Genomic DNA, 20,113 nt, shown 5'->3' with positions numbered 1-20,113 from the left:
CGCTTAGCGCTTCGAGAACTGGAAGCTACGGCGGGCCTTGGCGCGGCCGTACTTCTTGCGCTCCACCGCGCGGCTGTCGCGGGTGAGGAAGCCTGCCTTCTTCAGTACCGAACGAAGGTCCGGCTCGAAATAGGTCATGGCGCGGGCAAGGCCGTGGCGCACAGCACCTGCCTGGCCAGAGAGGCCACCGCCCACCACCGTGCATTCGATGTCGAACTGCGTGGCGCGGTTGGCGGTTACCAGCGGCTGCTGCACCAGCATGCGCAGCACCGGGCGGGCGAAATAGGCCTCGATGGTCTTGCCGTTGACGGTGATCTTGCCGGAGCCGCGCTTCACCCAGACGCGCGAGATGGCGTCCTTGCGGCGGCCCGTGGCATAGGCGCGGCCCTTGTTGTCGAGCTTCGGCTTGGCGGGCGCCGAGCCTGCCGCGGAAGCGGATGCCGCCGCAGCAACGCCCATGGCCTTGCCGAGGTCAGCGAGTGTCGTTTGTTCAGCCATGTTCCTCAGCCCCTCGCCGCATTCTTGGGATTCATCGCCTTGACGTCGAGCTTCACAGGGTTCTGCGCCTGATGGGGATGCTCCGCGCCCTTGTACATCAGCAGATGCGTCATCTGCTTCTTCTTCAGCGGGCCGCCGGGAAGCATGCGCTTCACTGCCTGCTCGAGAACGCGCTCGGGGAATTTGCCCTCAAGCACCTTGTCGGCCTTGCGTTCCTTGATGCCGCCCGGAAAGCCGGTGTGCCAATAATAGGTCTTCTGCTGGCGCTTGCGGCCGGTGAGCAGAACCTTTTCGGCGTTGATCACGATGATGTTGTCGCCGCAATCCATGTGGGGCGTGAAGGTGGGCTTGTGCTTGCCGCGCAGCCGGTTGGCGATGATGGCGGCCGCACGGCCCACAACCAGTCCTTCGGCGTCGATCAGCACCCAGTTCTTCACGATGTCCTTGGCTTTCGCCGTATAGGTCGTCATGTGAATGTCTCGAGTTGGTGTTGACATGAAAGAGGCCCCGGATTTGCGATCCAGCGCCCCTGTCGATGGCGGGGTGAATATGCGTTGCGGCCCGCCGTGTCAAGAAATACCCCTTGAAACATTAGGAAATTTATATGCGGTATCATGATACCCATGCTTGTTGCAGGAAGGCAACAGAACGTGGAATAGTGCCTTTGGCACTTTCGGGACAGGGCGGTCTCCCATACTCTAGATGGCCAAGGAATTTGCCGATGATGCGTGTGTTTCAGTCCTGTCTGACCTTGGGTTTTGCGCTGGCGCTGTGCATGGCCTTGCCTGCGGCCGCCAAGGACCAGTCCCGCCTGCTTCCCGAAGTCGAGACCGCGCAAACGACAACGGCGCCCACGCCGCCTGTTCCAGATACCAAGGGCACGGATGACGGAACCACCACACCGGGCGCGGATGATGATACGCCCACGGGCCCCGACGTGGCGCAGCCGGGTGACGATTTAGACAATGGCGACGATCAGGTGAACCTCGGCGAGATTCCCGACATCAAGTCGATGGAACTGACGCTCGACATCGCCAAGCGCGCGCTCGATGTCTATGTGCTGGTGAAGACGAAATATGCCGGCACCGATCTCGACACCACGGACAATCTGCAGGACTTCGTCGATAAGGATCCGAAGGGCAAAGAATTCGAGGCGGACATCAAGGCAGCCGGGTTCGCCAATGTCGATGACTGGAACCTCGCCATCACCTCCGTCGGATTCGCCTATACAGCAGCGACAGATGATCCGACACAAGATGTGAACGACCAGATTGTTGAAATCCAGAATGACAACACGCTGGCCCAGGACATCAAGGACAGGATGATCGCTTCGCTCAAGGCCACGCTCCCTTCTGACAACAACAAGAAGGTGATGGCAGAATTGATGAAAGACCCGGCTTACGCCGAAAAGCTGAAGCAGCTCGATTCCGAGGAAGAATGAGCGGGCTTCTTCACCGCGCGCTCAGCGGTGGCGTGCTGACACTGACGCTGAATGATCCTGCGTCGCGCAATTCCCTGTCCGAAGCCATGATGGCGGCCATCGAAGATGCGCTGGACGGCGCGCGCAATGATCCGGATGCGCGGGTGATCGTGCTCGCTGCCACGGGGCCTGCCTTCTGTTCGGGGCACAATCTGAAAGAGCTAACCGCCCGCCGCAGCGACGCGGACAAGGGAGCGGCCTATTACTCCGGACTTTTCACGCGCTGCGGGCGGTTGATGCAGAGTATCGTCAATCATCCGCGCCCCGTCATTGCTGCCGTACAGGGGCTTGCGAGCGCAGCCGGCTGCCAGCTTGTGGCGAGTTGCGATCTGGCGGTGGCGAGCGATGCGGCAGGCTTCTGCACGCCGGGCGTCAACATCGGCCTGTTCTGTTCCACGCCCATGGTTGCCTTGTCGCGCAATGTATCGCCCAAACAGGCCATGGAAATGCTGCTCACCGGCGATGTGTTTTCCGCTGCGGATGCGTTGCGCTTCGGACTCGTCAACAGGGTCGTGTCACCCAACGAATTGCCAGGGGCCGTGGCGGCGCTTGCCGCGAAAGTGGCGTCCAAATCCTCGCACACCATCGGCATCGGCAAGCGGGCGTTCTATCCGCAGCTCGGCCTGCCGCTCGCCGACGCCTATGCCATGACGGCGCAGGTGATGGCAGAGAACATGATGACACGCGATGCCGCGGAAGGCATCGGCGCGTTCATCGCCAAGCGCCCGCCCGAATGGACGCATGGATGATCTCGCCCCGCCTGACACTCGTCACGCTCGGTGTTTCTGATCTCAAGCGGGCACGCAATTTTTATGAACGCCTCGGGCTCACGGCATCTTCTGCAAGCCAGGAAGGCGTTTGCTTCTTTGACATGAACGGCATCGTGCTGGGGCTGTTCGGCCACGACGCCCTGGCGGAAGACGCGCATCTGTCCGCAGATCATCCGCCAGGTTTTCGCGGCATGTCGCTGGCGTGGAATACCTCCAGCGAGGCAGAGACCGACGCTGTCATGCAGCAGGCGCAACAGGCAGGTGCAAAAATCGTCAACCCGGCGGAAAAGGTATTCTGGGGCGGCTATTCGGGATATTTTACCGATCCAGACGGACATCTTTGAGAAGTGGCTTACAATCCCCATTTCCCGTTTGACGACAACGGCCATTTGAAACTGCCATGAACCACGACAATTACGATTCAGCCTATATCCGCGACATCCTGCGTACGGTGAAAACCATCGCCATGGTTGGCGCGTCGGCAAATGAATTACGGCCGTCCTATTTCGTCATGAAATATCTGCTCGACAAGGGTTACGAGGTAATCCCCGTCAATCCCGGCCTGGCGGGAAAGGAAATCCTCGGGCGCACGGTCTATGGAAGCCTCAAGCATATCCCGCAGCCCATCGACATGGTGGATATCTTCCGCAACTCCGAAGCGGCTGGCGCCATCACCGATGAAGCCCTGGCCCTTTCTCCGTTGCCCAAGGTAATCTGGATGCAGCTTACCGTTCGCAATGACGAGGCTGCGGCAAGAGCAGAGGCGGCAGGCATCAAGGTGGTGATGAACCGCTGCCCCAAGATGGAATATGGCAAGCTCTCCGGCGAATGGGCCTGGGTGGGCGGCAGTCCGAGCGTCATCTCTTCGCGCAAGCAAACCTTGCATCCCAGCGGCCGCGTGCAGAGCTTGGGCCTCGCGCCGAAAGACTGAACGCGCGACGGAATTTTGCCTGGCGCCCGTCTTCCACAAGAACGGAGAACAGGATGCAAAGAGACCGTTACACCACTGTGGCCATCGCCCTTCACTGGATCATCGCCGCCTTGATGATCTACATGCTGTTCTGGGGCGAAGACCTGATCCGGATTCCGCGCGGCTCGGAAGACGCATTCGGCCCATCGCTCCACATCACCATCGGTGTCACGATCTTCGCGCTGTCCATTTTCCGGCTGGCATGGCGCTTCATGAATCCGCCGCCGCCCCTTCCCCCCTCCACCGCACGCTGCGAAACCCTCGGCGCTCACATCCTGCATGGGTTTTTCTATGTGCTGATGATTAGTCTCCCGCTCACCGGATGGCTTACTCTCTCGCGGTTTTCAGGTTCAAGGCCGGGCGTCCAGAATGCCGAGGCTTTCGGACTGTTTCACCTCCCAACTATCGCCACCGACATCCCGTTCGGGCAGATGCACGGGCTTGGCGCCAATATCGCCATCGCGCTTCTGGCGTTGCATGTGCTGGCCGCCCTGAAGCATCAATTCATCAACCGGGACAATCTCCTGTCGCGCATGCGGCCGATGTGAGCGTTTAGTTTCCCGCAATTGCCGCTCTCCCAAAGGCAGGGTAAGGTTCCCGCCCTGTTTCACATGGGAGAACGACATGGCCGAGAGGAAACCCGGTTTCGACACGCTGGCGCTGCACGCCGGGGCATCGCCAGATCCTGCGACCGGCGCGCGCATCACGCCGATCTACCAGACCACCGCCTATGTCTTCGATGACGTAAAACACGCCGCAGACCTTTTCGCGTTGCGTGCCTTTGGCAATATCTACACCCGCATCATGAATCCTACCCAGGCGGTGCTCGAATCGAAGGTCGCGGCGCTCGAAGGAGGCTCCGCGGCGCTTGCCGTTGCCTCAGGGCATGCCGCGCAGATGCTGGCCTTCCACACCATGATGCAGCCGGGCGATGAGTTCGTGGCGGCGCGTCAGCTCTACGGCGGATCGATCAACCAGTTCGCGCAATCGTTCAAATCCTTCGGCTGGCATGTGGTGTGGGCGGACGCCACCGATCCGGCGTCCATCGAGAAGGCTTTGTCGCCCAAGACCAAGGCGATCTTCATCGAGTCGATTGCCAATCCCGGCGGCATCATCACCGATATCGGCGCCGTGGCAAAGATTGCACGCGCGGCGGGCGTGCCGCTCATCGTCGACAACACTCTGGCCACGCCTTACCTGTGCAAGCCCATCGAGCATGGCGCGAATATCGTGCTTCACTCGCTCACCAAATTTATGGGCGGCCACGGCAACTCGATGGGCGGCGTGATTGTCGACGGCGGCAATTTCGACTGGTCGGCAAGCGGGCGCTACCCCCTGCTCTCGGAACCCAATGGGTCCTATCACGGCCTCAAGCTGCATGAGACGTTCGGCAACATCGCCTTCGCGATTGCCGCCCGCGTGCTGGGGCTTCGCGATCTGGGTCCCGCCATTGCGCCGATGAACGCGTTTCTCATTCTCACCGGCATGGAAACGCTTGGCCTGCGCATGCAGCGCCACTGCGACAATGCACTTAAAGTGGCGCAATGGCTGAAAACCAATCCGAACGTGGCATGGGTGAGCTACGCCGGCCTGCCGGACGACAAGTATCATGCGCTGGCAAAGAAATACTGCCCCAAGGGTGCCGGCTCGGTGTTCACCTTCGGCCTCAAGGGTGGCTACGATGCAGGCGTGAAGGCCGTCTCATCGGTGAAACTGTTTTCGCATCTCGCCAATCTCGGCGATGCGCGCTCGCTCATCATCCATCCGGCGTCCACGACGCACAGCCAGCTTTCGCCGGAGCAGTTGAAGCTGGCGGGCGCCACGCCCGATGTGGTGCGCCTGTCGATCGGCATCGAAGACGTGGGCGACATCATCGCCGATCTGGAGCAGGCGATCTCATAAGCGTGGCGTGAAGATTCCACACAGCGGCGGCAAGCACTGCGAGTGCTCCGCCCTGATGGGTCAAGGCCACATGCAGCGGCACATGGGCCAGCAGTGTCCAGATGCCAAGGCAGACCTGCAACAGCACGGCGGCGGCCACCAGCGCCGCCGTTTTCGTGCGCTGCACCAAAGCGAGTAGCAGCGCATAGAGGGTGATGCCATAGGCCAGCAGGCGGTGATCGAACTGCACCGTCATGGCATTCTCGAAAAAGTTACGCCACGCCGGAGTCATCACAAAGAGGCCGTTTGGCACCAGTGTGCCATCCATCAATGGCCAGGTGTTGAAGGCGAGGCCGGCATCCAGTCCCGCGACGAAGCCGCCAGCCGCCATCTGAAGCAGCACGAGAAACGGCAGGAGCAGCGCAGCCCATTGAACGCTTGACGCAGGCTCTTGCCGCGCACGGCCCAGCCCAAGCGCCACCCACAGCATCGCGGCATAGATCGCAGCGGCAAGAGTCAGATGCGCGGCCAGCCGGTACTGGCTCACATCCACGCGCGTCTCAAGGCCGGATGCCACCATGTACCAGCCAAGCGCACCCTGAAGGCCGCCCAGAACAAACAGGGCAACCAACTTCGGCCATTGTGACTTCGCAATGCGGCCGGTGACCGCGAAAAACAGGAACGGCACGGCAAAAGCCACGCCGATGAAGCGGCCGAGAAAGCGGTGCGCCCATTCCCACCAGAAGATGAACTTGAATTCCTCCAGCGTCATGGCGCTGTTAAGTTCACGGGCCTGCGGGATCAGCTTGTATTTGTCGAAGGCGAGTTGCCAATCCGCCTCGTCCAGCGGCGGGATGGCGCCCAGCAAGGGCTTCCATTCGGTGATCGAGAGACCGCTGTTGGTGAGGCGCGTGGCCCCGCCCACGATGACCATGGCGAAGATGAGCAGCGCCACGGCAAAAAGCCACAGGCGCACGGCGGGCAATGCCCTTTCCTGCTTCGCATTGAGCTGTTCCATGGGGCGGAGATAGGCGCGGTTCCGCCACCGCCGCAAGGGGTGAAGCGCCGCAGGCGTTGAGGCTTGCGGACGCGGCTGCAAGCGGCTAGCTCAAGGCCCCATGAGGCAGCGCACGCGCAAGTTTTTCGGCATGATCGTGACGGTGATCTTCATGATCATCTATGCGCTGGTTGCCATGGCAATCGGCGGCAACTACGCCATCGGCAACGGGATAGCCGTCGAACTCGCCTACTACATCTCCGCCGGCTTACTCTGGGTGCCGGTGGTGATGCTGCTCATCCTGTGGATGGCGAAGCCGGACCCAACACCCTAGGCCGCATTCACTTTTCTAAATCCGTTGAACAAAGCGAAGGCCGTGCCGGACATGAGCACATCCACGTAACGAAGCTTCTGGTACTCACCGGACAATGATACGCGAGGCAAGGCCATGAGATGATCCTTGTGGCCGGAATGGATCAGGCCTTTTCGCGTCGTCACGGCGGAGCGGAAACCCGCCTGTGCCGCAAGGCGGAAATCGCGCGCCGCCGCCGAGCCTTCGTCTCCATAGGGATAAGCGAAGTGGAAGGGACGTTTTCCCAGTTCCTTCTCAATCCTATCGGCGGACGCCACCATTTCATGCAGCGCCTCTGCCTCATCCAGTTCCGCCACCGCGAAATGATTGATCGTATGGGCTCCGATGGTGCAGAGCGGGTCCTTCGCAATCCCACGCAGTTCGTCCCAGCCCATGGCTTCGGCGCGGCAGATGGCTTCGAGATTCACACCCTGCTTCAGGCAGAGATCGAGAATCCACCGGCGCTGTTCATGCTGCTCGAGCTTGCGCACCGGCCAATAAAGGCGCTGCCAGGCCAGTTTTTTCTGGTGATCGGTGGCGGTGTCCAGATCAATCGTTTCGCCGTTGATCTCCACCATCAGATGCGGCGTTCCGGCAATCACCGCCTCTAACCCCTTCCACCACAATTCACAGATACCGTCCGCGATGGCGGGCGCGACATAAATGGTGAACGGGCAGTGATGGCGGCGGAATACCGGCAGTGCATGCACCAGATTGTCGCGATAGCCGTCGTCAAGGGTGAGCGCGGCAAATGGCTTGGTCCGACGCCGATCCTCGCCGATGCGGGCCACCGCCTCGTCCAGGCTCACAAATTCAAACCCTTTCGACGCCACGAGATCAAGCACGCCTGACAGAAATTCGGGCGTCACCTCAAGGCCGTTGTTGGGCGCGAATCCCCCGCGCAGGCCGCCCGGCCGCACGTGATGGAGCATGAATATCGCACCCTCCCCGCCGAGGATGTTTCCAAGGGCCTGGGATGCACCAGAATAATACAGCACATCAAGGCTGGTTTTGAGAATGGATGGTGTGGGCATCATCTTGCGCGTGGCTGAGCAGAAATCGTGCCGAGTTTACGCACGCACGCATGAAAAAAGCCTTGCGCGGCAGGCAATCAACTTTGCCGATAAGAGCTAAGCCGGCACCGCGTGAAGATTGGGAGCCGACATATAATCATGGCGCGTGGCCGGTGCGCCAATGAGAACCTGGCGAACGGCAAGGCCCTTGGAGTTTAGAGACTGAACCGTCGTTGCCGAAATCGGCAAAGCGCGCAGGCGATGTGAGAATAATCGCTGCGTCGGTAACGCCAAGCAGCGGCGCGATTACAGCCCCCCATTCACCCGCATAGACGACGACAGCATCATAGGATTGGCCCAACGCCGACAAAACATTGGGCAACCGGCTGTCCAGTAGGTCCGTGGCCGCAGGAGAACGGTCTACGCCAAAGCGCAACACATGCATGCCGGATTTGGGATCGCGCGCCAAAACCTTGGTGAAGGGGGCCGCGCCGGTGATGAGATCGGCAATACCCTGCCCCGGCGCCAGCCCACACAGCGGCTCGATCCATGACCCACCGCGAGACAAATCGGCCAGCACCACGCGGCGGCCACGCAAGGACAGCGTGCGCGCCAGCACAACAGCGGCGGCCGAGCCATCGCCTGTACCTGCCCCAATCGTGGCCACGGTGATGCGCTGGAATCGCTGATTTCCCGCAAGCGCGCCGATCCAATCAGCGATTTCCGCCGCGCTCCCCTCGATCTCTGCGCCCGAAAGTAGCGTTTCTTCCGGTGTCGAACCAGCAGCAGGAAAAACACCCAGCGGCGGGAGAGGCGCAGGCGCGGCGTGTTCCGGAGCGATCCGGATTTCGGGCTGCTGTTGCGGAACGGGGGTCGAGAAAACGGCCGGCGGCAAGGCCGGTGCGCTAACGGGAGTTTGCGCAACAGGTTGCGCGGCCATCCGCTCCGTCAAACGGGCGGCTGCAGCCATGAGTTCCAGCAGGAAAGCAAGTCCCAATCCGAACGCCAATCCGGCAATCGTAATGAGAACCACCAGAGGGCCACGCTTTGGAAATGACGGCGAGGTGGGGGCGCTGGCCGTCTGGATGATGCGGGCAAAGCCCGGCTGCGCCTGCTCATCCTGCCGGGTGCTTGCTTCCGCATAGCGGCTCAACATGGTTTCAAGCAGTGCCCGGTTGGCAGCGGCATCACGTTCCAGCGCCTTGAGCTTGACGTCGTCGAAACTTGCTGTGGTTTCCTTGCCTTTCAATTGCTCGAGGCTGTCACGCAGCGATTTCTCCCGCGCCTGCGCGACGCGTGCCTGATCATCGAGGCCCGACACCACGCGCAGCGCCTCGGCGCGGATCTGCTTGTCGATATCGCTCAGGTGGCTGCGGGCCGCGATCATCTTTGGATGATTGGGGAGATAGGTGGCAGACAATTCGGAGATGGCGCGGGTTGCGTCGACGCGCTGCTCCTTCAGGCGCTGGATGACGGGCGACGCCATAACGTCTGCGGAGCCGTCCACCGAGCCCTTGCTGGCCATGAGATCGCGAATCGATTGCGCCTTGGCCTGCGCTTCGGCACTTGCCGTTTGCGCCACGGTGATTTGCGTGTTGAGTTCGGAAATCTCCTGAGCGCCAAGCGTTGTGGTGGCGCCCTGGATCAACCCGGCCTTGGAGCGGAATTCCTCCACGGCCTGTTCGGAATCTGCAAGCTTCTTGCGCAGCGCATCGATTTGCTGGGCCAGCCACTCCCGCGCGCGCTCCGTCGGCTGCGCCTGGCTTTCCCGCGTTGCCATCACATAGACTTCCGCCAGCGTGTTCGCCACCTTGGCTGCCGTGGCGCCACTGCCCGCCGTATATTTGATGGAGATGACATTGGAGTTCGGCTGCTGATACACCGAAAGTCCGTCGTCATAGATATCGAGCGCCAATTCTTCTGGCGACTTCAGGCGCGGATCGTCGGCAAACCCCGTATTGATCCTGAGCTTGCGAAAGAAGCTGAGGCCCTTGAGCAGTGGATTGAACGCGGGATCCTTTTGAAGATCAAGAGCGGCCACGACACGGCGCCCGAGATCGTCTGATTTCAGAACCGCCATCTGGCTTTCGATCACCCGGTCATCGACGCCGGGCGCGGCCTGATTGTCATTGGGCTGTACCTTGTCGAAGGGCGTTTCGAGCGTGCCGATCAGCACTTGGGATTCGGTGGAGTAGCTGGGCTTGAGATAGTTTACCAATGCGAAGCCACCGGCGAAGGCGGAGAGCGCCAGGACGCTGATCATCATCTTGCGCCGCGCCACGCCACGCAACACGTCCATGATATTGATCGCGGGGTTGATGGCCCCGGCAGGTTCCTGGTTCAAACTCATGACACTTTCAAGCGGCGCGCTGGACGATGGGTTTGAGGGCAAAATGCCTTTGGCATGGTAACCAATCTGTTAACGGATCAATATCCGCCCGCGCATTTCGGTTCGCATGCTTAAGCTGTTGCTAACCATACGCACATATTCTCCGGCCAACGGCCCTGCTGCCGCCTCACCTTTTCCTGGATTTGCCCATCGTGCGTATGCGTTTTCTTGCCACCCTCATTTTTATACTCCCGCTGGCAGGCTGCTCGCAGGGCTGGGATGATATGCGCCCCTCTTCATCTCCGGGCGGCACGGGATTGACAGTGGATGGCACGGTTGAAGAAGGCGCCGTTTCCAGCGTTTCGCAGCTCCCGGCCCGCAACAAGGCCGGCCCAGTCGATCCCTTCGGCACGAAGGGCAAAGAGGCGGCCTACGAATACTCCTCCGGATACCGCGTCGGATCGGGCGACAAGCTGACAGTCCGGGTGGCCGGCGAGGCTGATCTCACCGCCGATTATCTGGTCGATGGCTCGGGCGACATTTCCATGCCCTATGTCCAGTCGGTGAGCGTGGCCGGCATGACGACGCCACAAATCGAAAAGCTCATCACCCAACGCCTGCGCGCGGGCTACCTGCGTGATCCGCAGGTTTCCGTGCAGGTGACGACGCTTCGCCCCTTCTACATTCTCGGCGAAGTCACGACTTCCGGCAGCTTTGCCTATCAGCCGGGCATCACTGTGCAGAACGCCATCGCGATCGCTGGGGGCTACAGCCCCCGCGCGGACCATGACATGGTGCTCGTGACGCGGAAGAACGCCACCGGCACGGGCACGTTCAAGGTGCCGGTCACGACGCAGATTTATCCCGGCGATATTATCTACGTGCGCGAACGCTGGTTCTGAGGCGGCGATGCGGATACTTCATGTCTTCCGCACTCCGGTCGGCGGCCTCTTCCGCCATGTGCGCGACCTCACGCGCGGCCAATGCGCGGAAGGCCATGAGGTTGGCGTGATCTGCGATTCAACAACCGGCGGCATCACGGCAACAGCACTGCTGGACAGCATCGCACCTCATTGTTCGCTTGGCATCATCCGCATCCCGATCTCACGCCTCCCGGGTCTCGGCGATCTTTCCGGCGCGAAGGCGGTCATGGCTCAAGCGAAGGTTCTCAAGCCGGACATTATTCACTGCCATGGGGCAAAGGGCGGTCTTTACGGCCGCATCGCCGCCTGGCGGCTTGGCATTCCCTCCGTCTACACCGCACATGGCGGCAGCCTGCATTATTCCTGGGCCAGCCCATCGGGCGTTGCCTTTCTCTCGGCGGAAAAGGCCCTGACCCTGATCGGCACGGCCCTTCATTTTGTTTGCCAATATGAGAAAGACACCTTCGTGGCCAAGATCGGCATCGGCAAAAAGCTCAATGCCGTGATCCACAATGGTTTGTGGCCGGAGGAATTTGCCGATTTTCCGCTTGCGGACGATGCATCGGACTTGCTGTTCATCGGCGACATGCGGATGATCAAGGGCGTCGACACGCTCATTGAAGCCGTCTCGATCTGTAACCGGGCAAGGCCCACGACGGCGCTCATGGTGGGTGACGGGCCTGATCTCGAAAAATTCAAGACCCAATCCAAGGCTTTGGAACTCAATGATAAAGTTGTCTTCGCCGGGCGCATGCCAGCTGCCGAAGCCTTCTCGCGCGGCAATCTCGTGGTGATGCCGTCGCGCGCCGAGAGCTTTCCCTATGTGGTGCTCGAAGCCTGTGCGGCGGGAAAGCCCCTTGTGGCGTCGGGCGTTGGCGGCATTCCCGAAATCCTCGGCTCTGACATGCTGGTTCCGCCTGACAATCCGCAGGCGCTGGCGGACCGGCTCCTCAGCCTGCTGAACAATCCGGCCGCGGCGCAAACCGCTGCCGCCATCCAGCGTCTCCGCGTCAAGCAGCACTTCAGCGCCGGAGACATGGTGAACGGCGTACTGGCGCTCTATCGCGCGGCCATCTCCTGATCCGTTCCGGAGCGACCGGTTAACTCCCTCTTAACCGAATTCCTCCCATAAAATTAGCGGTTCCGAGTGCGGCAAGGCGTTTGCTCCTAAGAGCGCCGACTGCCAACTTGAGTCCCGCTACGGAACAGCCTTTATCATGCGCATGAATCACGACAATCTCGCCCGCGTAGCTCCCTCCGACGTTCTGGCCCGCATCATGCCGGTGCCTGCCGTTGAGAGCGAAACGCTCCGTGAACGCACGATCGCCGAGCTTCCGCCTGCTCCCTTTATCTCGACGCGCGTCATTTCCAGCATCGTCCGCTCCGTGGAAGGGCTGCTCGTTGGATTGACCGGCCTCGGCATCGCGTGGACCAATCCAACGCTGTCGCCGTTGTCGGCCGACAGCCATTATGTGCTGCTGATGATTGCCGCCGCCGTGGCGCTTCCGGCGCTGGCCAATGTCTTCGGGCTTTATTCCATCCAGTCGCTGCTGAGGCCCGCGGCCCATGTCACGCGCCTTTCGGCGGCGTGGACCCTGCTGTTTGCGGTCATCATCACTGCCGTGTTCCTGAGCAAGGCGGGAGACAGCTATTCCCGCGCCTGGCTCAGCGTCTGGTACATGGGCGGGCTTGCCATGCTGATCATCAGCCGCGTTGCCACGGCATTTCTGGTGCGGCGGTGGAATCGCAATGGCCAGTTGAATCGCCACGCCGTTCTAGTGGGGGGCGGCAAGCCTGCGGCAGACCTCATCGGCGCGTTCGATGCCTCGCGTGACACCGACATCGCCGTCGTCGGAATTTTTGATGACCGCGACAATCAGCGCTCCCCCGCCAGCATCGACGGCATGGCCAAGCTCGGCAACGTCAGCGAACTGATCGATTTCGTGCGCCGCGCGCGCATTGACATGCTGATCGTGACGCTGCCTCTGGCGGCGGAAGAACGGCTTCTGCAAATCCTGAAAAAACTGTGGGTTCTCCCCGTCGATATCCGCCTGTCCGCCTATGCGCAGAAGCTGCACTATCGTCCGCGCGCCTATTCGTGGATCGGCAACGTGCCCTTCCTCGACGTCTTCGACAAGCCGCTGGGCGACTGGGGCTCGATCCTCAAGACCATCGAGGACAAGGTGATCGCCGTTGCGGCGCTCGTGCTGCTGTCGCCGGTCATGGCTCTCGTGGCGCTGGCCATCAAGCTTGACAGCAAGGGCCCTGTCCTGTTCACCCAAAAGCGCTATGGCTTCAACAATGAGCTGATCGGCGTCTACAAATTCCGCTCCATGTATCACGAGATGGGCGATGCAACGGCGTCGAAGCTCGTCATCAAGGGCGATCCGCGCGTCACCCGCGTGGGCCGCTTCATCCGCAAGACGTCGCTTGATGAGCTGCCGCAACTTTTCAACGTTCTGAAGGGCCAGCTTTCGCTCGTGGGGCCCCGTCCCCATGCCACCAAAGCCAAGGCGGCGGACCAGCTTTATAACGACGTCGTGGATGGCTATTTCGCCCGCCACCGCGTGAAGCCCGGCATCACCGGCTGGGCGCAGGTGAATGGCTGGCGTGGCGAAACCGACACGACGGAAAAGCTGCAGCGCCGCGTCGAGCACGACCTCTATTACATCGAGAACTGGTCCATCGCACTCGACCTCTACATTCTCTGGAGAACGCCCATCTCGCTGTTGAATACGGAGAGCGCATATTGACGGCTGACGCCTTCACCCCAACGCACAGGCCCGTCACGCTGCTCGGCATTTCCATGGAGCACGTGCGGGCCTTCGCCGTTTGGATCATGATGGCGTCGAGCTTCTTCGTGGTGATTGAACCGGCGCCCTGCGACCTGCTGTTCATAATCGCGCTAGTGCTTTACGCGGCGACGGGACTGAGCTTTCCCGTCCTAGTGGCGCCGCTGTTCTTCTTTTTGCTCATCTATAACATGGGTGGCTTTATCTCCTTCCTCGAGGTCTCGAACGAAGGTAAGGCCGGCATGTTCGTCATTACCTCCACCTATATGGCGGTGTCGGGTGTGTTCTTTGCATGTTTCGTGGCGGAAGACCCGCTGCGCCGCATGAAGATATTCACCAATGGCTATGTGGTAGGGGCTGTGATCGCTTCCATCATCGGATTGATGGGTTATTTCAACTTTCATGGCTGGGCGGCCACCATGTCGCCGCTGCAGCGCGTGCAAGGCACATTCAAGGATCCGAACGTCATATCAACCTATCTCATCTTTCCGGGGCTGCTGCTGGTGCAAAGCTTCATGCTGGGCGGGCAGCGTTTCGCACTCATCCGCGCAGCCGCCCTTCTGGTCATCATGGCGGCCCTGTTCCTCGCCTTCTCGCGCGGCGCATGGATCAGCTTCACCGCGTCCACGCTGCTGATGATCGTGTTTACATTCTCACTCACGCCGTCTGCGCCCTTGCGCAGCCGCATCATCTTCCTGTCGGTGCTGGGAGCAGGCATTGTCGCCTTGCTGCTGGTTGCCCTGTTGTCCATCGAATCCGTGCGCAGCCTGTTTCTTGACCGCCTGACGCTGGAGAAAAAATACGACGCGGGCGAGCATGGCCGTTTTGGCATCCAGGCTAATTCCATCCAGTATCTGCTGGTGTCGCCGCAGGGGTTCGGCCCCACCCTGTTCCGCAAAATCTTCGGGCAGGATCCTCACAATGTCTTTCTCAATGCCTTTGCGAGCTATGGCTGGCTGGGCGGCATCACCTATCTGATGATGACGACCACGACCATCGCCATTGGCTTCCGCACCATGCTGATCCGCACTCCGTGGCAGCATTATTCGATCGTGGTGTTTTTTCCGCTCTTGACGACCATCCTGCAAGGTGTCCAGATCGACACCGATCATTGGCGGCATTTCTACTGGCTGATGGGCCTGCAATGGGGATTGTTCGCGGCAAGCTCGGCCTATGCGATCCGCATGCGCAGGCAAAAGACTATGGCAACTGTCTGACGATCTCGGTGAGCGGTTCCTGACATGGCAAAATATCGCAATCTCACGGCTGGCGACCCGGCGCCCTGGTTCAAGCAGCGGACGCTGAGCAATCCCAAGTTCAATTTCGACAGCATCGGTGGACGCTATGCAGTGCTGTGTTTCTTCGGCAGCGCCAGCGCGCCACAGACACAGGCGATCTTCAAGGCCGTCGCAGCCGATCCCTCCTTCGACGATGTGAAGGCCAGTTTCTTCGGCATCAGCAACGATGTGGGTGACGAAGCACGCCTTGCCGAGCGTATTCCCGGCATCCGGTTCTTTCTCGATTTCGACGGTACTGCAGGGCAGTTGTTCGGTGCGCTTCCAGTCGATGCGCAACAAGGCGGCAAGGCGAGCGTGCGGCCCATCTGGGTCATCCTCGATCCCACCTTGCGGGTTCTGAAAGTCTTCGAGTTTGCCTCAAGCAGCGTTGAAACGGTGCTTTCCTATGTGAAATCGCTGCCGCCGCCGCAGCGTTTCGCCGGCATCGAATTGCAGGCGCCCATCCTGGTGCTGCCCAATGTATTCGAGCCAGAGTTTTGCCGGAAGCTCATCGGGCTTTACGAAAAACACGGCGGCATCGAATCGGGCTTCGTGCGCGAGGTGGATGGAAAGACCGTGAAGGTGAACGATCACGCCCACAAGCGCCGCAAGGACTATGACATCATCGAGGAAGATGTGATGGCGGATACGCGGCATCGCATCCATCGCCGGGTGGTGCCGGAAATCGCCAAGGTCCACCAGTTTCACGTCACCCGCATGGAACGCTACATCGTCGCCTGCTACGCGGCGGAGGACGAAGCCCATTTCAACGCCCACCGCGACAACACCACATCAGGCACCGCGCACCGGCGCTTCGCGGTGTCGATCAATCTCAACGATGATTTTGATGGCGGCGAGGTGAGTTTCCCGGAATATGGCCCGCGCAGCTTCAAGGCGCCGGCGGGCGGCGCGATCGTCTTCTCATGTTCACTGCTGCATGCCGTTTCGAAAGTCACGCATGGGCGGCGCTACGCGTTCCTGCCGTTTCTCTACGACGATGCGGCGGCGAAAATCAGGGAAGAGAACAACAGGTTCCTGGGCGAAGGCATCGGCAGCTATAAGACGTAGCGGGCCTGGCTTTTACCAAAAGTGACGTTTCGCGAAGGCCTGTCCAGAGCCAGACTTGAGATAAGCCTCGAACTTTCGCGCTGCCGCCTCATCCAAAAAGGCGTGATAAGTGACGAGTTCCCAAGGCATGAATTTGCTGGTGTGCGAGGATTGGCCCGAATTGTGTTCCGCGATGCGGCGCTTCAATTCGGCGGTAAACCCTATGTATGTCTGCTTGGGCGCGCTGAGGCTGCGGAGCAGATAAACATAAAACATGTGCCGTCCCCCTTCGCTCCCATAGAGCTACGGGCGACACCCTTCGCCGCGGCTTCGATCCGGTGGTGGCGGCAGCCACCCGAAGCCTCGGCGAAGGGTGGTCGGAGCGACTGGATTCGAACCAGCGACCCCTATCCCCCCAGAATAGTGCGCTACCGGGCTGCGCTACGCTCCGACACGGGGGAGCGTCTAGCACCCCTTTCTGAAAAGCGAAAGCCCTGTTTCGAGGATCAGGCGGGTGCCCGCAGCAGGCCCAGCAGATCGCCCCGGCGGCCAGTGAATTTCTGCGCTTGATGCGCGAGAAGCACGGCCCAAACCACATCTGAGATCACCACAGCCATGGCCATGCCGAGAACGCCGTAGTGCGGACAGAGCAGTGCCGCCGCTGCCGCCAGCGCCGCCAGCGCAAACACGCAGGCAGTCGCCGTACGGGCCTGATAGCCCCTGATCGACAGAAGATGCTGATTCATGCCGCTCGCCGCCCTGAGGCCCTGGCTCACCATGAAGATCACCAGCGGCCAGTGGCCTGCCACATATTGCGGGCCGAACACCTTGAGCGCAAAGGGCCCCGCAACGATGGCCCCCAGAATGCAAGCCCCGATTGCCGCCATGGCGATGACATTGATGCGCAGCAGAAGCCCCCGCACCTCGCCCGGCTTGCCTTTGATCAAGGCATGGGCAAGATCAGGCAGGATGAAATTCTGCGTGGCCTGGGTGATGAAGCCCACCAGCGCCGCCAGCCTGATGCAAACGCCCAGCACGGCCACATCATCCGGCTTCAGGAACAGGCCACCGATGATGTTCACGAGGTCCGCAAAGGAAGCCGAGACGGCGGCGACGATGATCAGCGCCGCCGCACGGCTCCTCAAAACCGGCGCCAGATTATGCCGCACTGTCCGGAAGGGCGGCGGGATGGCCCCCTTGCCGCCGATGATCCACGCCTGCGCCAATGCGATGATCGAGTTGCCGATCACGAAGGCCCACAGCACGCTCTGCACGGTGAGCGGCCAATGGAAAAACCATGAAGCTCCCAGATACAGAAGCAGCAGCCCGGGCCGGTAAATGAAATCCGGCACATAGGAGAGGGAGAAGCGGCGCAGCGAATTGGCGGTGGCGCTGTTGATGCGGATCAGGCTCGAGGCGGGTGCCGAGAGCAATCCGAACACTAGTGCGGTTTTGAGGCCGGAATCAATCGGCGCTGCATACCAGACGCCCGCCACGACGGCGGCGCAGGCCAGCGACATCCAGAACCAGTCGCGCCAGAAGGCAGCGTGAAAGGCATGGACGAGATTGCCGCGGCCCAGCGCGTAATATCTTGGCAACCATGTCATGGCGAGCGGCGGATAGCCCACCGTCACGATCTGGCTCAAAACGGCGGCGGCGCTCATGCCGAGGAACACCACGCCCACATCCGCCTGCGGCAGCAGGCGGGCCAGCAGAATCTGGCTGACAAGGCCAATCCCCGCGCCGCCGAAGCGCACGCCGACAAGATTGATGGCCGTCAGGATCATCCGCCACAGCGGCATGGGCACTACTTTCCGGAATGGTCTTTCCGGAATTTGTAGGCGAAGCGTCTTTAATTTCTGTTGCGGCTAGCGCGCAGCGGGGTCGAGCAGCTTGCGGGCGTCGCCCAGGTCGCGCAGGGCAGCCTTGAGATTGTCAACGTGGCTCGTGCTCAGGCGGGGCGGCGGCGCCACAGGTTCGCGCGCCAGCGGCGCCTTGCCAGGGGCGGGCTTCCCAAGGCGGGGCGCTGCCTTCGCCATGCCGGGCGGAGGGGCGCCCTCCATCTCGCCATCGCGCTTGCGGGCGACGATTTCGCCCCGTCCGACGGCGGCCACATAGGCTACGCCATCTTCCTTCAAAATCTTCTGCACGCCGCGGATGGTATAGCCCTCGGCGTAGAGCAGGCCGCGAATGCCTTTCAGCAACTCCACATCGGCGGGGCGATAATAACGCCGGCCGCCTGCCCGCTTCATTGGCTTGATCTGGGTGAAGCGGGTTTCCCAGAAGCGCAGCACATGCTGGGGAACATTCAGTTCCTCGGCGGCTTCGCTGATGGTCCGGAAAGCATCCGGGGCCTTGTCCATGGCAGTCCTCGGTGGATGGCTGAGAGACTCAGTCTTCACTGTCTCCGGGCTCAAGCCCGTTGATGACGTTCTTCATGACCTGACTCGGACGGAACACCAAGACGCGGCGGGGTGTAATCGGCACTTCTTCCCCGGTTTTCGGATTGCGGCCCACGCGGCCATTCTTGGAGCGCACCATGAAGGTGCCGAATGACGAGAGCTTGACGGAATGACCGTCGACGAGCGTATCCGACATGAGATCGAGAACGGCCTTCACAAGATCCGCCGATTCACTGCGCGACAGGCCAATCTGCCGGTGGACAGCCTCGCTCAGATCGGCGCGGGTCAGCGTTTTCCCCGTCATTCCCAGAACTCCCCACCACAATTTTGCCCAAAGCTATTCCGGCTCTCTGGGGAGGTCAATAGAAAATAGCGGGAACTCAAGGGCTTAGACGCAGAGGCTCAGAGCCGTGCCAAAACTGCGCCCCAGGTGAAGCCGCCGCCCATGGCCTCCATCAGCACCAGCTGGCCCGGCTTGATGCGGCCATCCTTCCACGCCGCGTCCAGCGCCAGCGGAACGGAGGCTGCGGAGGTATTTCCGTGGCGGTCGAGCGTGATGACGATCTTGTCTTCGGAAATGCCCAGCTTCTTCGCCGTGCCTTCGAGAATGCGGCGGTTCGCCTGGTGCGGCACGAACCAGTCAATTTCAGAGGGCTTGAGACCCGATGCTTCAATCGTTTCTTCCATCACGGAAGAAATATTGGTCACGGCGTGCTTGAACACTTCCCGGCCCTCCATGCGGAGATGGCCGACCGTGCCGGTGGTGGACGGGCCGCCATCAACATAGAGCTTGTCGGCATAGCGACCATCGGCACGGATGCGGCTTGCCAGAATGCCGCGATCAGCGACCGTTCCCTTCCCCTCCCCCGCTTTCAGGACGACGGCACCGGCGCCATCGCCGAACAGCACGCAGGTGCCCCGGTCATTCCAGTCGAGAATGCGCGAGAAGGTTTCAGAGCCGATCACCAGCGCGCAATTCGATTGCCCCGCCCGCATCAGGGCATCGGCGGTGGTCAGCGCATAGACGAAGCCCGAGCAGACGGCCTGCACGTCGAAGGCAGCGCCTCGGGTAATCCCCAGGTCAGATTGTATCTGCGTGGCGGTCGCGGGAAAGGTGCGGTCGGGCGTGGAGGTGGCGACGATCACCAGATCAACCTCGGCGGCATCAACGCTTGCATGCGCCAGCGCAGCACGTGCCGCAGCGGCCCCTAGGCTCCGCGTCGTTTCGCCTTCACAGGCGATACGGCGCTGGCGGATACCGGTGCGTTCGACGATCCAGTCATCCGTTGTATCGACGATCTTGCTGATATCCTCGTTGGTCATCACCCGTTCGGGCAATGCCGATCCGACGCCAAGAATCAAACTGCGGCGCATGCTGAAAC

At 61.0% G+C, this 20,113-nt stretch carries 22 protein-coding genes and 1 tRNA gene; 12 read left to right on the top strand and 11 right to left on the bottom strand.

Annotated elements, in window-relative coordinates; genetic code table 11:
• Positions 1 to 3: 3 nt before the first annotated feature.
• Both rpsI and rplM read right to left on the bottom strand, forming a co-directional pair.
• A complete protein-coding gene (gene rpsI / locus QM694_RS01150) occupies positions 4 to 498 on the bottom strand; it encodes a 30S ribosomal protein S9 (RefSeq protein WP_415005117.1) in 495 nt (164 codons plus the stop codon).
• A gap of 5 nt (positions 499 to 503) precedes the next feature.
• Positions 504 to 968, bottom strand: coding sequence for a 50S ribosomal protein L13 (gene rplM, locus QM694_RS01145; RefSeq protein ID WP_415005116.1), 465 nt, complete (start codon positions 966 to 968; stop codon positions 504 to 506).
• Positions 969 to 1,219: 251 nt separating this feature from the next.
• Here rplM and QM694_RS01140 point away from each other — a divergent pair, with 251 nt between their 5' ends.
• The 6 genes from QM694_RS01140 to QM694_RS01115 all read left to right on the top strand — a co-directional run bounded on the left by QM694_RS01140 (position 1,220) and on the right by QM694_RS01115 (position 5,620).
• Positions 1,220 to 1,939 (top strand): hypothetical protein, encoded by a 720-nt coding sequence (locus QM694_RS01140; RefSeq protein ID WP_415005115.1) that lies wholly within the window; start codon positions 1,220 to 1,222, stop codon positions 1,937 to 1,939.
• Positions 1,936 to 2,727, top strand: coding sequence for an enoyl-CoA hydratase (locus QM694_RS01135; protein ID WP_415005114.1), 792 nt, complete (start codon positions 1,936 to 1,938; stop codon positions 2,725 to 2,727). The genes QM694_RS01140 and QM694_RS01135 overlap by 4 nt, the downstream gene beginning before the upstream one ends.
• On the top strand, positions 2,724 to 3,092 hold the full coding sequence (locus QM694_RS01130) for a VOC family protein (protein ID WP_415005113.1): 369 nt from the start codon (positions 2,724 to 2,726) through the stop codon (positions 3,090 to 3,092). The genes QM694_RS01135 and QM694_RS01130 overlap by 4 nt, the downstream gene beginning before the upstream one ends.
• Before the next feature lie 56 nt (positions 3,093 to 3,148).
• Complete coding sequence (locus tag QM694_RS01125; protein WP_415005112.1) at positions 3,149 to 3,679, top strand: CoA-binding protein; 531 nt, start codon at positions 3,149 to 3,151, stop codon at positions 3,677 to 3,679.
• A 53-nt stretch (positions 3,680 to 3,732) separates the two neighbouring features.
• Positions 3,733 to 4,266, top strand: coding sequence for a cytochrome b (locus QM694_RS01120; protein ID WP_415005111.1), 534 nt, complete (start codon positions 3,733 to 3,735; stop codon positions 4,264 to 4,266).
• 76 nt (positions 4,267 to 4,342) lie between these two features.
• A complete protein-coding gene (locus QM694_RS01115; RefSeq protein ID WP_415005110.1) occupies positions 4,343 to 5,620 on the top strand; it encodes an O-acetylhomoserine aminocarboxypropyltransferase in 1,278 nt (425 codons plus the stop codon).
• On the opposite strand, the gene QM694_RS01110 is transcribed toward QM694_RS01115, so the two are convergent.
• Entirely contained in the window at positions 5,589 to 6,617 is a 1,029-nt protein-coding gene (locus tag QM694_RS01110) for a COX15/CtaA family protein (protein ID WP_415005750.1), read from the bottom strand. The genes QM694_RS01115 and QM694_RS01110 overlap by 32 nt on opposite strands.
• 100 nt (positions 6,618 to 6,717) lie before the next feature.
• On the opposite strand from QM694_RS01110, the gene QM694_RS01105 reads away from it, so the two are divergent.
• Positions 6,718 to 6,930 (top strand): DUF2842 domain-containing protein, encoded by a 213-nt coding sequence (locus QM694_RS01105; protein WP_415005109.1) that lies wholly within the window; start codon positions 6,718 to 6,720, stop codon positions 6,928 to 6,930.
• Here the strand turns inward: QM694_RS01105 and QM694_RS01100 are convergent.
• Both QM694_RS01100 and QM694_RS01095 read right to left on the bottom strand, forming a co-directional pair.
• Positions 6,927 to 7,880 (bottom strand): polysaccharide deacetylase family protein, encoded by a 954-nt coding sequence (locus QM694_RS01100; RefSeq protein ID WP_415005108.1) that lies wholly within the window; start codon positions 7,878 to 7,880, stop codon positions 6,927 to 6,929. The genes QM694_RS01105 and QM694_RS01100 overlap by 4 nt on opposite strands.
• Before the next feature lie 238 nt (positions 7,881 to 8,118).
• Entirely contained in the window at positions 8,119 to 10,311 is a 2,193-nt protein-coding gene (locus tag QM694_RS01095; RefSeq protein WP_415005107.1) for a GumC family protein, read from the bottom strand.
• 197 nt (positions 10,312 to 10,508) lie between these two features.
• Between QM694_RS01095 and QM694_RS01090 the strand changes: the two genes are divergently transcribed.
• From QM694_RS01090 to QM694_RS01070, 5 genes are all read left to right on the top strand, one after another.
• Entirely contained in the window at positions 10,509 to 11,192 is a 684-nt protein-coding gene (locus QM694_RS01090) for a polysaccharide biosynthesis/export family protein (protein WP_415005749.1), read from the top strand.
• Between the two features lie 7 nt (positions 11,193 to 11,199).
• Positions 11,200 to 12,294, top strand: coding sequence for a glycosyltransferase family 4 protein (locus QM694_RS01085; protein WP_415005106.1), 1,095 nt, complete (start codon positions 11,200 to 11,202; stop codon positions 12,292 to 12,294).
• Positions 12,295 to 12,436: 142 nt separating this feature from the next.
• Complete coding sequence (locus QM694_RS01080) at positions 12,437 to 13,966, top strand: undecaprenyl-phosphate glucose phosphotransferase (RefSeq protein ID WP_415005748.1); 1,530 nt, start codon at positions 12,437 to 12,439, stop codon at positions 13,964 to 13,966.
• A complete protein-coding gene (locus tag QM694_RS01075) occupies positions 13,963 to 15,222 on the top strand; it encodes an O-antigen ligase family protein (protein WP_415005105.1) in 1,260 nt (419 codons plus the stop codon). Before QM694_RS01080 ends, QM694_RS01075 begins: the two co-directional genes overlap by 4 nt.
• A gap of 24 nt (positions 15,223 to 15,246) precedes the next feature.
• On the top strand, positions 15,247 to 16,350 hold the full coding sequence (locus QM694_RS01070; protein WP_415005104.1) for a 2OG-Fe(II) oxygenase: 1,104 nt from the start codon (positions 15,247 to 15,249) through the stop codon (positions 16,348 to 16,350).
• Positions 16,351 to 16,362: 12 nt separating this feature from the next.
• Here the strand turns inward: QM694_RS01070 and QM694_RS01065 are convergent, their stop codons facing one another.
• The 6 genes from QM694_RS01065 to QM694_RS01040 all read right to left on the bottom strand — a co-directional run bounded on the left by QM694_RS01065 (position 16,363) and on the right by QM694_RS01040 (position 20,105).
• A complete protein-coding gene (locus QM694_RS01065) occupies positions 16,363 to 16,605 on the bottom strand; it encodes a GIY-YIG nuclease family protein (protein ID WP_415005103.1) in 243 nt (80 codons plus the stop codon).
• A gap of 98 nt (positions 16,606 to 16,703) precedes the next feature.
• Positions 16,704 to 16,780 (bottom strand) — tRNA-Pro (locus QM694_RS01060).
• A 55-nt stretch (positions 16,781 to 16,835) separates the two neighbouring features.
• Positions 16,836 to 18,131 (bottom strand): lipopolysaccharide biosynthesis protein, encoded by a 1,296-nt coding sequence (locus tag QM694_RS01055; RefSeq protein ID WP_415005102.1) that lies wholly within the window; start codon positions 18,129 to 18,131, stop codon positions 16,836 to 16,838.
• Between the two features lie 66 nt (positions 18,132 to 18,197).
• A complete protein-coding gene (locus tag QM694_RS01050; RefSeq protein WP_415005101.1) occupies positions 18,198 to 18,692 on the bottom strand; it encodes a MerR family transcriptional regulator in 495 nt (164 codons plus the stop codon).
• Between the two features lie 28 nt (positions 18,693 to 18,720).
• On the bottom strand, positions 18,721 to 19,035 hold the full coding sequence (locus QM694_RS01045) for an integration host factor subunit alpha (RefSeq protein WP_415005100.1): 315 nt from the start codon (positions 19,033 to 19,035) through the stop codon (positions 18,721 to 18,723).
• 98 nt (positions 19,036 to 19,133) lie between these two features.
• Positions 19,134 to 20,105, bottom strand: coding sequence for a beta-ketoacyl-ACP synthase III (locus QM694_RS01040; RefSeq protein WP_415005099.1), 972 nt, complete (start codon positions 20,103 to 20,105; stop codon positions 19,134 to 19,136).
• Positions 20,106 to 20,113: the final 8 nt, after the last annotated feature.

This window comes from Aestuariivirga sp. (assembly GCF_047602625.1).
Lineage (GTDB): Bacteria > Pseudomonadota > Alphaproteobacteria > Rhizobiales > Aestuariivirgaceae > Aestuariivirga.
Note: the sequence above shows the minus strand (reverse complement) of the source record. Positions and strands in the feature narration are given on the sequence as shown.